This is a genomic window from Desulfobacter curvatus DSM 3379 (assembly GCF_000373985.1).
GTDB lineage: Bacteria > Desulfobacterota > Desulfobacteria > Desulfobacterales > Desulfobacteraceae > Desulfobacter > Desulfobacter curvatus.
The window spans coordinates 37,587-53,253 of sequence record NZ_KB892990.1 but is presented as its reverse complement, the minus strand read 5'-3'; the positions used below and the strand labels follow the sequence as shown (position 1 = coordinate 53,253).

At 45.2% G+C, this 15,667-nt stretch carries 11 protein-coding genes; 2 read left to right on the top strand and 9 right to left on the bottom strand.

The window, feature by feature from the left end:
• Window positions 1–119: 119 nt before the first annotated feature.
• Together B147_RS27820 and B147_RS30165 are read right to left on the bottom strand one after the other, a co-directional pair.
• A complete protein-coding gene (locus B147_RS27820; RefSeq protein ID WP_169400706.1) occupies window positions 120–2,090 on the bottom strand; it encodes a TonB-dependent receptor in 1,971 nt (656 codons plus the stop codon).
• A 172-nt stretch (window positions 2,091–2,262) separates the two neighbouring features.
• A complete protein-coding gene (locus tag B147_RS30165) occupies window positions 2,263–3,213 on the bottom strand; it encodes a helix-turn-helix transcriptional regulator (RefSeq protein ID WP_020586641.1) in 951 nt (316 codons plus the stop codon).
• A 406-nt stretch (window positions 3,214–3,619) separates the two neighbouring features.
• Between B147_RS30165 and B147_RS27810 the strand changes: the two genes are divergently transcribed.
• Window positions 3,620–4,123, top strand: coding sequence for a Slp family lipoprotein (locus tag B147_RS27810; RefSeq protein WP_020586640.1), 504 nt, complete (start codon window positions 3,620–3,622; stop codon window positions 4,121–4,123).
• Between the two features lie 117 nt (window positions 4,124–4,240).
• Here B147_RS27810 and B147_RS0107710 read toward each other — a convergent pair whose 3' ends face one another.
• The 7 genes from B147_RS0107710 to B147_RS31065 form a co-directional block, all read right to left on the bottom strand.
• Complete coding sequence (locus B147_RS0107710) at window positions 4,241–6,382, bottom strand: TonB-dependent receptor (protein ID WP_020586639.1); 2,142 nt, start codon at window positions 6,380–6,382, stop codon at window positions 4,241–4,243.
• Between the two features lie 222 nt (window positions 6,383–6,604).
• Window positions 6,605–8,338, bottom strand: coding sequence for an ABC transporter ATP-binding protein (locus B147_RS0107705; RefSeq protein WP_020586638.1), 1,734 nt, complete (start codon window positions 8,336–8,338; stop codon window positions 6,605–6,607).
• On the bottom strand, window positions 8,331–10,103 hold the full coding sequence (locus B147_RS0107700; RefSeq protein ID WP_020586637.1) for an ABC transporter ATP-binding protein: 1,773 nt from the start codon (window positions 10,101–10,103) through the stop codon (window positions 8,331–8,333). The genes B147_RS0107705 and B147_RS0107700 overlap by 8 nt, the downstream gene beginning before the upstream one ends.
• A 479-nt stretch (window positions 10,104–10,582) precedes the next feature.
• Window positions 10,583–11,722, bottom strand: coding sequence for an HD-GYP domain-containing protein (locus B147_RS0107685; protein ID WP_020586634.1), 1,140 nt, complete (start codon window positions 11,720–11,722; stop codon window positions 10,583–10,585).
• Between the two features lie 164 nt (window positions 11,723–11,886).
• Window positions 11,887–12,843, bottom strand: a complete 957-nt coding sequence (locus B147_RS0107680) for a radical SAM protein (protein ID WP_020586633.1) — start codon at window positions 12,841–12,843, stop codon at window positions 11,887–11,889.
• A 63-nt stretch (window positions 12,844–12,906) separates the two neighbouring features.
• Entirely contained in the window at window positions 12,907–14,133 is a 1,227-nt protein-coding gene (locus tag B147_RS0107675) for an argininosuccinate synthase (protein WP_020586632.1), read from the bottom strand.
• Between the two features lie 224 nt (window positions 14,134–14,357).
• On the bottom strand, window positions 14,358–14,531 hold the full coding sequence (locus B147_RS31065) for a DUF362 domain-containing protein (protein ID WP_083927842.1): 174 nt from the start codon (window positions 14,529–14,531) through the stop codon (window positions 14,358–14,360).
• 420 nt (window positions 14,532–14,951) lie between these two features.
• Here B147_RS31065 and B147_RS27805 point away from each other — a divergent pair, with 420 nt between their 5' ends.
• Complete coding sequence (locus tag B147_RS27805) at window positions 14,952–15,443, top strand: hypothetical protein (protein ID WP_020586630.1); 492 nt, start codon at window positions 14,952–14,954, stop codon at window positions 15,441–15,443.
• Window positions 15,444–15,667 lie beyond the last annotated feature (224 nt).

The following is a 15,667-nucleotide window of genomic DNA, read 5'->3' as shown; positions in this document are numbered from 1 at the left end:
CCCGGTTTTATTGGGGACTTGACTTTTTATACTTTTTTGAAGGGGGGGGGCGCAAAAAGCGTTTTCCTATTAGTTTACCCCGGGATGAAATTGTTTATACTTACCTCGCTGTTCAAGTGTCAAAGACGATACGTTACACTCACCCCTATTTCCCTGGGCTGAGAATAATACTTGTAATATTGATCCTCCCTATCATAATTACGGTCAAACAAGTTCTTGGCATACAGATAGATATCATATTTTTCTGTTTCATAACCGATCTTTGCATTGACCAGTTCATAGGCCGGTCTTTTATACTCATTGTCAAGATCCAAATACATATCCCCATATCCGCTCAGATCCGCACTTGCATAATACCCTTGCTCAGCACGGTATTTCATCCCCAGGGTATAATTATAGTTCGGTGAAAAGGTGGTTTTGTTCCCGCTGTAATCGGTGACTCCGTCGTTGTACTCATCGAATTCCGTATTATTATAGGAAAAACCGGCAAACAGGTTAAGGCCCCGGGTTATCTGATATGTCAACGAGGCCTCCACCCCCATGGATGTCGCTTCGGCCGCGTTGACCTTATTTATATTTTGAGCATCAACAAACACATTCACCTGCATATCCGTGATATCCATGTAATACAACGCCACATCCCAGGACAATTTGCCGTTTGCCAAAATGCCTTTGGCCCCGATCTCATAGGAATACAAAATTTCAGGGTCATATGTCTCGGAATATCCATCAAGGTAATTAAATCCTCCAGAACGGTAGCCTTTGGAAACAGTCACATAGGTCATGAGATTTTCCAGCAGGTCATAGGTCAATCCCACCTTTGGTGAGAGTTCATTTTCACTGCTATGCTTTGTACTTGCTTCCAACTCCACCTTGTCATATCTGAGACCGGCCAGAGCAGACAGGTTATCGGTGATATTATAGGTCAGATGGGAAAAAATACCAATGGTGTCGGTGCTAGACTCACCATAATTGTCTTTAAAGCCCCTGGCCGTGTCTCTGTCTTTATCAGACTGGGTCTCACTTGATTCCAAATAGATTCCCGAGACCAGATTGAGCCGGTCAACTTCGTAATTTGCCCTCAATTCCTGGGAAAGGGTTTCATACTTGGAATCGGCAAAGACATGAAATTTTTGACTTGGGTCACTTGTGTAATCAAAATCATTGGCAAGATACTCATTAAAATATCTATAGGCGGTAATGGAGGTAAAAGTAAGGCTGTCATTAAATGCATAGCTGATAGTTAACGAATTCGACCACACAGAGGACTTGTTAAACGTATCCAGATCGTTGCTGACCGTTCGGTTCTCAGCTTTTGGTGATCCCGAGGTGCTGCCTCCATTATCGTATTTGATATAGGAAGAGATCAGGGAAGCTTCCAGCTTGTCGGTTGGCGTCATCCGTAAATAAATCTTTCCATAATTATGCTCTCTGTCATCAACGGGTTCACCGGTTGTTGTGTTTTCGATAAAGCCATCCTTTTCATAATGTTTACCGGAGACGCCAAAATAAAGTTTGTCTTTTATGATCGCACCGCTTATGTTTGCAGCCAGGATGCGTTTGTTATCTTCTCCAAGTTCACCGGTAATACGTGCCCTTGTCTCATTAGTCGGTTTTCTGGTGATAACATTCACCGCCCCAACTTCAGTGTTCTTCCCATAGAGCGTGCCCTGGGGGCCTTTGAGCACCTCGATACGTTCAATATCCATCAGGGTCGCATCAAACCCCAATCCATTTGTTACCGGTACGCCGTCAATGAACAGTCCGGCCGTGGAGGTCTCCGAAGTGTAATCCGAATACAATCCACGAATGGAAGGGGCATATTTTACTGCTGCCCCATAATTAATAATGGTTAAGCCGGGTGTGTATTTGGCAATATCATCCAGGGTTTCCACCATTCTGTCTTCAAGCTCCACGCCATCAAACACACTGATGGCAACCGGTACCTCCTGAACGTTTTCTTCCCTTTTCTGGGCTGTAACTGTCACGGTTTCCAGTACTTCAGCCTCCTGTTCTTCTGCATAACCCATGGCAGACACAAAGCAAAACAGTGTAATCCAACAGATTTTTTTGAATCTTATCCTCATCATCTTCTCCTTTGTTATTGCAAAATAATATTGCCGTCCATAAATCATGATATTATGCAGACAAATAATTCTTAGGTGGACTAAATAGCAGAAGATATAAAATGCGGCTAACGTTTAAGATTCTTTTTTTGACGCTGTAGATTCACTTCTATTACGTGGTCGCCTTAAAAAGAGATTAATTGGGCGTGGAATTGTGCAAAAATTTCCCCGGGGGTGCCCCGAACATGGTTTTAAAGGCTTTGGAAAAATAACTGAGGTTGGCGTAACCGACACTCAGTGCAGCTTCCGTCACATTGATTTCACCACTTTGAAGAAGCTGCATGGCGGTTTGCAGGCGGTGGTTGCGCAAATATTCAAAGGGAGATACACCGTAAACACTGCGAAAACAGCGGTTTAATTTACTGCTGCTCAAGCCGACGGAACGGGCCAGTTCTTTTGTATTCGGCGGATTATCCAGGTTGTTCATAAGCACTTCGGCAGCATGTATGATCCGGTCATAATCAGAACGTGTTAATTCGTTTCCAGGGCAATTGAAGGACGGGTGAAGCTGGGCCAATTTGTGGGAAAGCAATTCCATGGCCTTGCCTTCAAGGTAGAGATGTCTGGCCTTGCCGCAGTAAGGGCAATGAAGAATTTGATACAGGACAGCACGCATCAGGGCTGTGGTGGCATGGACCACGCGGTTGGGCCGCTTTTTCTCCAGGCTTTTAATTACCGGCGAGAAATTATCTTCATCTCCTTGGGTAAAAGATGATAAAAGGTCTCCTTCAAGCATCAGGTATATTCTGAGCATATGATCGGCTGGTAAATGTTCTGTAATCTCTACGTCTTGGGGAAAAGTAAAAAGCCCGCTTTGTCCGCTTCGGATCTTTAAGCCCGGCTTTGAAGGCATAAAAGAGGCATCAAATTCTCCAGCCAGGCAAAAACCCATGCCTACAATAGGTTTTACAACCGTTTTTTGTATCTGTATGGGATGATTTAATTCCGTGTGCATGACGACCAGCTTCAAACCGGAGCTGAAAACATCAATTTCGTATCTACCCCGGCCGGGTAACGAGCACAAATCCACCTTGAATCTGTTGGGCTCTGAGGTCGGTCGCGGGGCTCCGGGTTGAATTGTCTTCATGTATTCACCGTTAGTAAAATACCGCAACTATTAAAACTTTCTTATGAAAGACTAACGATTAGCAGGTCTTTTTTGTATCTGTCAACTGTTATATCGGGATATAGCCAAAACAGACCCCAGGCTGTTTTTATAACAAAAGCTATTATAGAGCCTAAACGAAAATCTGGAAATTTTGTATAGTACAAGGTGGGCGTATATTAAAACCTTTGGAAGACATAGCGTATTTCGAGTTTCGACACTGCAGATTCAAAGGGGGCAACTGATTTGCATGCTCTATTGCTTTATATGAAACTCCCATGTAAGCTAAGACTAATGTAGTCGTTGCGGCAAAGGTTTTATGCGGAATGAAAAAATAGATAATGAGCTTAAAGATGATTAACCATCTGAAAAAATAGGAAGGTAGATAATGAACCGTATAAGTATCGTCATCATCAGCCTACTCGTATCGGTCTTGACAACAGGCTGTGCCTCGATTATTTCAGAAGAATTGTCCCGGCAAGTCGATTCCTCTGTCACTTTTGAAGAGGTGTTTGATAATCCCGAGGCAGTTAAAGGGACCATCGTTCTCTTTGGCGGTGAAATTGTTTCCACCAAAAACCTTAAGGAGGGGGCCCTTGTGGAGGTGGTCCAAAAACCCCTAGGTGCCGGGGACAAACCCAAGCGTATTGATGATTCCGGCGGTCGATTCCTCGCGCTCTACGACGGTTTTCTGGACGGGGAAATATACGCAAAGGGCCGGTCCGTTACTGTGTGCGGTGTCGTTCAAGGTAGCCGGGTAAGTCTTCTGGATGAAATCGAGTACAATTATCCTCTTATTGAAGCAAAGGAAATTCATCTCTGGAAGCAAGCCCCGCCCCCGGAAACACCATTTTATCATTCTCCGTATCGCATATGGCCGTACTGGTACTAACGGCCATGGGCCGTCCTTGGTCTATCTGCATCCAGGCTTCGGCCCACAACAAAGATAGAAAGAATCCAGTTACTTGCTATAGACGTTCTTATAAAAATTGATTATGCGAAGAAAGAGTTAAAAATGGTACCGAATGCCAATACCGACCGTCAACGGATCGCCAAAATCGGCCCTTGAGAGTCTGGTATTTGAGGTAAAACTGACAATATACTCTTCATCAGTCAAATTTTTTCCATATACATAGACATCCCAGTCGCCTGTCCTATATCCGATTTTTGCATTAAACGTGATATAGGCGTCTTCTTTGACAAAATCCTTATCATAGTCAGCGTAAAAATAAGTTTCACCAGCTGCCTTCATATCAACGCGCCCGTAGAATCCTTGACCGGGATGCTGGGTATAAGACACACCGGCTGTTGCCGTGTAGGAAGGGGTGTTCTCGATATCCTGTCCATCAAAGGATATACCGTTCCCGGCATCATATGTATCGTACTTTGCCTCTATAAGTCCCAGTGAACCGGTCAGTTCAATGGTATCTGTGAGTTTATAGGCAATCTCCAGCTCAACGCCCTGGGAATGGGCGCTATCAGCATTATCCGTATAAAAATTGACACCATCTGACTTGTAGACATGGACATCCTCAATATCCATGTAAAACAAGGTCGCTGCCAACCGGAACCGATTCACATGCCCTTTGATCCCCAATTCGTAATTTGCTGATTTTTGGGACTCAAAAGAATTGTCCTCGGTTGTGCCGGAAGAGGCAAAGTAGTTAAACCCGCCGGGCATGTATCCCTGGGAATAGGAAATATAGGTATGCCAGTTATCGCTCAGACGATAACTGAGCGCCGCCTTGGGTAAAAAGACATCCCAGTCTTTCTCTTCTGAGAAGGAAAAATAGGGTGCCCCGGTGGTTCCCACCGGTAGATAGTACATATCCAGATCAATCTCTTTATCAATATGCTGATACCGGCCGCCCAGGGTCAGCTCAAATCGTTCGCCCAGTGGAACCATTGCCTGGCCAAATGCCGCATAGGTAGTACTGTCGGTATCAGATTCGGCATTATAATCAAAATTTCCATAAAATGTCCCTGAACTGTCATAATAAGGGTATTGCATACCATAAGGGCCCTGTTCATGACTTTCTACATCCAGGTAAAGACCGCCTACCCAGCGGATGCCGCTCTCATTGTTACTTGATATGCGCAATTCCTGGGTGTATGTCTCCGTTTCACTATAGTCATACATGATAAGCCCGTCGTAATAGGTGCCGGACAGGTAATCCGCATCGAAATTCCCTTCTATATCCCGTTTTTTGTGCGTTGTGGTAGACGTCAGGGTGACTGCGTCAAATGCATAGCTCAAATGCAGGCTTTGTGAAAAACAATCGACATCATTTTCAGTGGGCATATCAAAGTCGACTTCTTCGGCATCATCCCTGTTAAACGCACTGATATCCGTTCCGGCAGGCAATCCATAACCATTTATCCATGACGTACTTTGGTTATCCATGGAAAGCGTCAGTCTTGCTGAAAGCCTGTCGGTTGGGGTGAATAAAAGATATCCGCTGAATTGCTGCTTATCGAACTCATTCCCATCCGAACTCAATTGGGTATTGGTGTTTTCAATCCACCCGTCATCCTGCTCGTATTTACCGTTGATGCCCATATAAAGGGCGTCTGTAATCAGCGAACCATTCATATTGAATATGCCCTGCATATAATTGTAACGGCCATATTCGGCACCAATCATTCCATGCCATTGATTTTCCGGCGTTTTGGTGACAATGTTAATAACCCCGCCAATGGCATCCTTCCCGTAAAGTGCCCCCTGGGGGCCACGCAGGACCTCAACCCGCTCCACATTCGCCAGGGAGGCGTCAAATCCATACTGGCTTATGATGGGAACTCCATCAATATAAATGACCACCGGATTATTGTTGGTGAACGTGGAGGTATTCAACCCGCGGAAACTCACCGCGTTCCCACTGGCGCTTTCCGTAACAGCCATATTGGGGACTTCCCTTATGACATCAGGCACATCGGTAATCCCCTTTTCCTCTAAAAGGAATTCGTCCATAACCGTGATACTCTGGGGGACTTTCTGGATATCCTCCTCTATTTTATTTGCGGTGACTATAATACTTGCCATTTCCGTTACCGACTTGCCTTCTTCCTCCTCAGCCCACAATGGGGCAGCCGGTAAAAGCAAGTCGAAATAGATGCAGCAGAGCAACAGCAGAATTATTTTTCGATACATGTTCAGTTCCTATTTTAGTAATTCGTGAAAGTTAAAGTTAGAGCTTCCTAACACGATTTAATAGGAACTTCTACCCGGATCGGGAGCATTTATGCCCGGATCGGGAATAACGGCCACGGGCCGTCCTTGGTCTATCGATACCCAGACTTCGGCCCACAACAAAGATAGAAAGAATCCAGTTACTTGCTGGAGACTTTCATATAAAAAACTTAAATTAAACCATCATACGGCCACCATCTGCCTTTCCACCATTTTGGCAAATATCCCGTTTTGAAGCTTCAATGCATCAGGCTTGCCACTTTCGATCACCTTGCCGTTTTCCAGGACAACGATTTTATCGGCGTTGGCTACGGTGCGCATGCGGTGGGCAATGATCAGAACGGTCTTATTTTTTATGAGTTCTGAAATACCTGCCTGAATTTTGGTTTCATTTTCCACATCAAGGGACGCGGTTGCTTCATCCAGCAACACGATGGGTGCATCCTTGAGCAGAGCCCGGGCAATGGAAATCCGCTGTCTTTCGCCACCGGAAAGGGTCTGGCCGTTTTCTCCGATCACGGTGTGATATCCGTTGGGCATTTTGCGTATGAATTCATCACATTGTGCCAGTTTGGCCACATGCATAACCTCGTCATCGGTGGCGTTGCGCCGTCCAATGCGGATATTGTCCATGATGGTGGTATTAAACAGGACCACATCCTGAAATACCATGGCGTAATTTTGCAGCAGCGTTTCAGGTTCTATTTCGCTTATGTTCTGGTTGCCCAACAAGATTTTGCCTGAATCGACATTCCAGAAACGTGCGGCCAGTTTTGCCGATGTACTCTTGCCTCCCCCCGAAGGCCCCACCAACGCGGTGATCTCGCCTTGTCTGGCTTTAAATGAAACATCCTTCATGACCTGCTTACCATTCTCGTAACCAAAATTCACCTGATCGAAAACAATATCGAAATGCTCCGGTTTAAATTCTGTTTTACCCGTTTGAATGGGCAACACACCTAATTCGTTCATGCGGTTAATGCGGATATCCAAATAGAACAAGGCCGCCAGGTTATTGAATACTTCGTTGATGGGATCGTAAATGCGCGATGCAATAATCAGGAATATAAAATAGGTAAACAGGTCAACGTTACCGGTTGACAATGAACGGGCCCCGACGATGATGACACTTGCCAGCCCCAGTTTTAATAAGCCCTGGGCACCGTTTACCATGACACCGACCATTAATTCTTCACGGATCAGGCTTTTTTCATAATTATCCAGTTTTTGGTTCAATTCATTAAGGTATTCGTTTTCATGGTTATAGGCTTTTATTTCCTGGATCGTTTCCAGTCCCTCCTGGATGCATTCGCTCACATTGCGTTTTTTATCGTAAATCAGTTTATGGCCTTTTCGTTGGGAGGTTTTCGATAATAAGACCACCACCCCGGCGACCGGTACCACCCAAAACAACGCCAGGGACAATTGCCAATGATAGAAAAACAGGCAAACAGCAATCAAAAAAACACTGATGATGGAGGCAAACAACTGGGGGACGGCATGGGAAAAGGTATGTTCCAGATCCGTGTTATCGGACATAATGGTAGCGGTAAGATCGGAAAGGTCTTTTTCGCCAAAAAAAGCCAGTGGCAATTTACGCAGCTTCTCGGCAAGCTGAATACGGCGGTTGGCACTTTCTTCATATATGGTCGTATAGGTACTCCGGTACTGGAGCCGGGCAATGACCCAGGTTACCGACATAAAGAATATGCCAAGTATAATGTAATACCCCATCCCTGTGCTGATTTTTTGCGATGGATCAATCCATTTGCGCAGGTAATCATCAAGAAACAGAAAAACAAATACGGCCGGCAGCATGAGCGTGATGTTGAGCAGAGCCGTAAAAAACGTTCCCTTAAGGAATGCTTTGGCCCCTTTGGGTGACAAGGCAAACCGTTTTTGTAATATATCAAGCATATTGCACTTCCTTTCCGATTGTCCATTGAATTGATCTCTGATATTCATTCCACATCCTGGCGTATACCCCTTGCCGATTGATTAATTCATGGTGATTCCCCTGTTCTGCAATTTGTCCTTTGTCGATAACCAGAATGGAATCCACATCCACAACACTGGTCAACCGGTGTGCAATGGTCAGAACGGTTTTGCCTTTGGTAAGTTTTCCCAAAGCCTTTTGTATCAAGTGTTCGTTTTCAGGATCGCTGAAGGCCGTTGCTTCATCCAGGACAACAATGGGTGCATCCTTTAAAATGGCTCTTGCCAGGGCGATTCGTTGTTGCTCTCCGCCTGAAAGATAGGTGCCGTTGGTGCCAATTTTGGTGTTCAATCCGCCTGGCAGCTTGTTAATTATTTCCCTGCATTGCGCCAGATCAACCGCCTGTTCAATGGCCTGGTCCGTTGCATGGGGATTGCCGTAACGGATATTTTCCAATAACGTGGTTTTAAACAGCCGGGTGTTTTGGAAGACAAAAGAGACGTGCTGCATCAGTTCCTTGGGGGATATGTCTTTAACATTACTTCCCCCGATGGCAACCTCCCCGGTATCGGCATCCCAAAAACGGGGGACAAGGCGTGCGATGGTTGTTTTGCCGCTGCCCGAGGCACCCACCAACGCATAAGTCTTGCCTTCGGGAATGGAGAAACTGATGTTGTCAATTGCTTTTTGCCGGCTGCCCGGGTAGGTGAAAGAGACCTCTGTGAAAGATATCTCATGGCCTTTAATGGATACGGGATCTGGTGCCGCAGGCAAAGGGTCAACATCGGTTAACGTCTCTATGCGCTTCACGGCCTCGGTGGCCTGGCCCATGGCCTGGTTCATGTACATATTTTTCATGACACTTTGGGCAAATACCGGGGTAATCAGGATGAAAAAAATCAGGTCAAGCAGTACGTCGGCAGGGTTACCGGAATTTCCCATTAACAAAATGGCCACGGGGACAAGAACATATACAAATCCATGAATAATTACTGTATAAGCCGACATGGGTTTTTCCCACATCATGGTAAACTGAGATACCATGTCTTTATATCTGGTAATGCTGTTGTAAAAGTTCTTGAACGAGAAAACCGTCTGCTGAAACACTTTGACAACGGGTATTCCGCGTACATACTCAACCGCTTCCGTATTCATCTCCTCTAAGGCGTCCATGTATCTTTTCATAAAATGACGCCCCCGTTTTCCCATCATGGAGCTCATGATGATCAGAGCTGTTATGATAGGGAAAAGACAGGCCAGTCCCAGCCAAAAGTCAAAAACAAAGATTAATACCAATGATGCGATGGGCATCATGATGCTGCCCGCCAGGTCCGGCATTTGGTGAGCCAAAAATGTGTGAGTGACACTGGCATTGTCATCAATAATTTTCCGGATACGCCCACTGGTGTTGGTATCGAAAAAACCAAGCGGCAGTTTCACTATTTTTTGCATGGCCTGCCTGCGCATGTTGGTTTCTGCCCGGAATGCGGCAAGATGTGACAACGTGAGCGCCAGAAAATAAAGACAAACACCACCGACGGCCGTTCCCATGGCATACCAGGCATAGATATTGATCAGTTCCGGCGAAGAGTCTGCCTGGGATTTAAACAGTTCCCCGGCAATTAACCAGATAAAAATAAATGGCAACATACCCATCAGAGAACTTATTGCCGATAAGACCAAGGCACCGGGCAGTAAAGCTTTTCTGCCGCCCATGTAGGTTTGTAATTTTAATAAAGTATTCATTTTTTATCCTTGTGTGAGCTTATTCCAGCCCCTGCGATTTTTATAAAAAGAATTACATTTTTATTAAAGTTATATATCCCTAACATGGCATAATGGAAACTTCTACCCGGATCGGGAGCATTTATGCCCGGATCGGGAATAAATTAAAATGAAGAACTATTTAATAATACACAATTATTTAATATTCCCAACGTATAGAGAAGGCTCAAATGAACCGGTGGTTGCGTATGTATGATCAAACCCTGTTAAGACTATAGAAGCGTGCTTTATAAACTGGGTACCTATGGGGTGGATACCAGCACCAAAACCGTCTGGGCTGTGCTGAATCATGAAGGTGATTTTGTGGCCGAGCCGGTTTAAGTTTAACTATGATTTTTTTTGGGAGATAAAATTTGATACGTTGTTGTGGGTTGATTCTTCATGTTTTGTTGTGGTTGAGTCCGGGAGTTGATAAACCAGGTCGGCCCGGCCCATGGCCGTTATTCCGAATGAAATTTTTTGAGATATTCGGGAAGCCGGTCAAACATTTCTATGGGCGTCTTGGGACGATGCTGATCGTCAATAAACAGATTGAGGCTTTTGCTGCTATGGCTGGAAAGATCAATGATTTTCTCTGCGCTTTCAATCGTATGGCCGGCCTGATCGGTAAATACGATAACCTCAGGCCCCCGGCTGTTTATCACGTAGACGGACTGTCCGTTTTTCAAGGTCAGAATGCTTCCCTCGGGACAGGTACCGATTTCTTTGACAAATGAATATAGAATTAGCTGTAAAATCGGATCACGTCCTGAATAGTCCCGAAAGATCGTATTGACCACTTTGGTTGGGTTTCCCGCTTCGCCGTAGCTTCGTTTCAATGTCATGGCACTGTATATGTCCGCTAATTTGCTGATTTTAACATAGGGCGGCAGGTCTGAAGGAGATTGATAAACAGGATAAGCATTTTTTTCGTTACGATAAATTGCTGCATGGTGGTATTTAATGATATTTTCCACATATACGTTGTTAATTCCGTTCATTTTCAAAAAAAGCGTTCCGTATCTCCCGGCATGTTTTTGCACCTCTTTGAGCTCATCCCGACTCAATCCGCTTTTTTTGTTCAACAGGGAATCCGGAATCATTATTTTGCCCATATCGTGGATGAGATAGCCCATGGAGATGGTGCGCACGGCTTCAGGGGGATAGTAGAAAAACGGCGCCATGTCTCCCTCTCTGTAGTGTTTCAGAGTTTCTTTAAATTTGGCTGTGAGCATATTTTTGATATACTGGGAAAAAAGTTCGTTGAACCGCTTCAATACAACGGTTCCGATATAGCACACACCCAATGAGTGTTGAAAAAGATAGTCATCTGTGGAGAAATAGTCTTTTGTGCTGTTTAAAATCAACCGATCGGTTTCATAAAGCATCTCCAAAATTTTGTTTATGGCATGAACGCTTTCTCCAACATTTATTATGTCCGAATCCTCGTCATCTTTTTTTTTCTGGGAGTCTTTGTTAAATAGCCGCTCTTGACTTTTAACCAGGTCACTGAACAGTTGTTTGGCCCGTTGGTATTTTTTCAGGAAATTTTTTTTCGCTTGCATCAGCTCAAGCATTTTCTGTTCAACCTCAATGGACATTCTTCAATTCCTCTTTTTGGATTGGGAAAAACACGATGAGTGATTAATTTAATAGTATAGGAATTTTCATTTCCTATCAGTCAGCCCGAAGGACGATAATTTATTTTATAGACGTTTTTAGGTAGTTAGAGCAAGCTCTGAATCTAAATATTCCACGCAGCTTGTTAATTTCGCAAGGGATCTTTTATGGTTTGGTAAAACATTCCCCGCTCCTGCTGGACAGATTCGATTTTATCCTCCAGAATCAGCCGTTTCATCAAAATTTCAAGTTTTCCCTTTTCAATGTTTAACGCTGCAGTAAGATCATCTATGGTGCAGGGGCGGCGATGAATGGTTTCCATAACCATGGCTTCCATTTTTTCGTCGCTGATATGGTCCCCTGATGCCAGATCTTTTACACGGGCAATGATCTCCACATTGTCCGCATCAATAATTCCGGCCACCCGCTCAAGGTCCTGTTTTGAGGCGGGGGTGAGCCCTGGTACGGCCCCGGGCCGGTCCAAGGTGTTGAGCTGAACCCGGGCAGGGTTGATGTCCCGGATGATGTCCTTTAGGATTTCAAGTTCTTTTTCAGCATCGTTGACCCCGGGCAGGATAAACACTTCCAGCCAGATCTCTCCTTTGAAAGATGCGCCAAACGCTTTAAGTCCGTCAATAACCTGATGGATATCAAGCTGCCTGGAAGGGCGGTTAATTTTTTCAAAGGTCTGAGGGGTCACGGCATCCAGGGAGGGCATAACCAGATCGGCCCTGTTTAAATCCTTTCTGACGTCAGGATCGGACAGCAAGGTGGCATTGGTCAGTACGGCCACCCGGATTTTTGATTTTTTTTCTTTGATAAAGTCAATGACCCTGCCGATGTCCGGACTCAAGGTGGGCTCTCCAGACCCTGAAAAAGTCACATAGTCCGGATCAGGATGATGTTCAAAGTAATGGGCAAGTTCAGCTTTAACCTCATCAAAGGGAACATATGCCTCCCGCTTAAGGGTCAGGTTGGTGGTCGGGCCGCACTCACAGTAAATACAATCCAGGGTACAGGTTTTGTGACGGACAAGATCCACCCCCAGGGAAAGCCCAAGGCGCCTTGAAGGGACCGGGCCGAATATATAATTATATTTCATCTGACTCCTTAAAATAAAAACTTCGGCACGGCAAAAAGCCGTGCCGAAGTTTAAAACTTTTTTTTAGTTTCTGCCGGTGATGTCCCTGTGGGCCATCAGACGGATGGCGTTGACGCGGATGAAGCCTTCGGCATCTTCCTGGTTGTAGCCGCCGGTGATGTCCATGGAGGACAGGTTCTGGTTGTACAGGGAAGATGGTGAGGTTCTGGAGATCGGGTAGGTTACCCCTTTGTACAGTTTCAGGGTCACTTCGCCGTCAATGAGTTCCTGGCTTTTATCAATGGCTGCCATGAGAAATTCCATTTCAGGGCTGAACCAGAAGCCGTAGTAAACCAGCTCTCCGAGTCTGGGCGCCAGCATATCCCGAAGACGCATGACCTCACGGTCCATGGCAATGCCTTCAATATCCTTGTGTGCCTCGTGCAGAATGGCACCGCCCGGCGTTTCATAAACCCCTCGGGATTTGATGCCCACAAACCGGTTTTCCACCATATCCAGACGTCCGATGCCATTTTCGGCACCCAGCTGGTTCAGATACAAAAATAACTCCAGGGCATCTGTTTTTTCGGTGCCGTCTTCCAGATTTTTTACCTTGACCGGAATGCCGTTTTTAAATTCAATGGTGATGCGTGTGGGGGTGTCCGGGGCCTTTTCCGGGGATACGGTGCGGCAATAGATGCTTTCATCGCATATTGTGCCGGGATCTTCGAGGATACCTGCTTCATGGGAAATGTGCAGCAGGTTATCATCTTCGCTATATGGCTTGGCTGCAGTCTGCTTGGTGGGAATCCCGTGTTTTTCCGCATAGGCCAGAAGGTCGGAACGGCCCTGGAAGGCATTGAGAAAGTCCGGGTTTTTCCATGGTGCAATGACTTTTATGGCTGGATTCAGTGCATAGTAGGAGAGCTCAAACCTCACCTGGTCGTTTCCTTTGCCCGTGGCACCGTGGGACACATACTGGGCGCCTACTTTTTTTGCGATTTCAATCTGCTTTTTGGCAATGATGGGACGGGCAATGGCTGTACCTAAAAGATAGCGGCCTTCGTAAACCGTATTGGATTTGAAAACGGGGAATATATAATCGGTGACAAATTCCTTTTTCATATCTTCGATGAACACTTTTGATGCACCGATTTTAAGGGCTTTTTGTTCTGCTGCCTGAAAATCTTCATCCTGGCCGATGTCGGCCATATATGCAAATACTTCGTAACCTTGTTCCAGCAGCCATTTGAGGATAACCGACGTATCCAGTCCGCCCGAATACGCCAGAACCACTTTTTCCTTTGCCATTAAAAACTCCTTCAATTCATTGGGTATTTGGCCGCAAATTCTATTTTACGGTCCTTGTGTTACTTCAAGCACGAGTTATTAACGCAAAAAAATAGATAACAGTCAAGCACATAGGGCAATCGGCTATAATTTCCCTTCTCATGAAAAAAGGGCACCTGGAAATTCAGGCGCCCTTTTGCGTTTGGCCGGCCATTTTTGAAAACAGCCGGAAGCGTAAAATGGATCTACTCAGTAAAAATTGCGTTGAAACCGCATTCGGCTTCACATTCGCAGCAATCAGTACATTCGTCACTTATCTCGAAATAATTTTTTCCGTCCGGCATGCTGATTGCCTCAACAGGGCATGCGCTTGCGCATACGCCACAGGATTGACACTCATCAGGGTCTATTTTATGCATTTTTTCTCCTTTAAAATAGCATATTTTAGTTTCCATAACTCGGGCGTAGTGCCCAAAATCAAATAATTAACTATAAAATTAGCTACTTTTATTATGTGTTAAAAAACCATCATTATTTTTAAAAAATACAAAAAAGCAATTCATGGAGACCTTTATAGAAAGATTTTCAGGTCCGGTCAAGCGCTTAATTTTGAAGCGCGGCGATCCGTTAACACCCTTCTAATTCCCTCCTAATATTTTTTTAACATAACTCGTATAGTCAATAAGCATGGAAGCTTTAAGAAAAATTGGATTAGACTCTTTCCCATGGCACAGGAAGGTCGGACTTGGCCATCAATCATCGACCGGCCTTTCTTACATATTCGTCAGGATAGGAAGGCTGAAGGTTCGCCTTTCCTCGCCGGACCTGTAGGAACACGTATGCTGATAACCTTCGACCTCGACGATACCCTCATCTGCTGGCAACCGGAAATCCCTGCCGAGCCTGTTAAGCTGCCTTGGTACCACAAGTGGTTCCGCACCGAACCCTTGCGCCATGGGACCGTTGACCTTTTTAAGAAGTTGCGGGATTGTGGTTGGCAGATCGGCATCTACACCACCTCCCACCGCAAGTCCAAATATATCAAAAAACTGTTCAATCTCCACGGACTCAAGCTGGATCTGGTGATCAACCAGAATAGGCATGAAAAAATTATAGAAAATCTCAAAGAGAAGAGAAAACCTTCCAAGCTTCCCAACTGGGTGAACTCGCAACTGCATATTGACGACTCCGAAGGGGTCCTTATTGAGGGGAAACGTTTTAATTTCCGGGCTCTGGTCGTTGACCCATTGGACAACAACTGGACGAATAAGGTCTTGGCAGAGTCTATTTGTGTCACCCGAATGCTTGAACAGGGTTCTTACCGGGCGTAAGGCACGTCCTGCCAGCTATATTCTTCAACAAAATTCATGATGATTCGGCTTTTCCGATTTATGACCAACGAAAACTGATCCTGCCCACTGTTCATCAATTTTATCAGCTATTGTTTTAACCCGATGTCAAGGCCAAGAAATGAAACCCAAGGGGCATCACTTCAAAAGTCAATTGTGGTTGAACTACTGTGGCGCCGGATATATTATTATGGGGATAATTTATA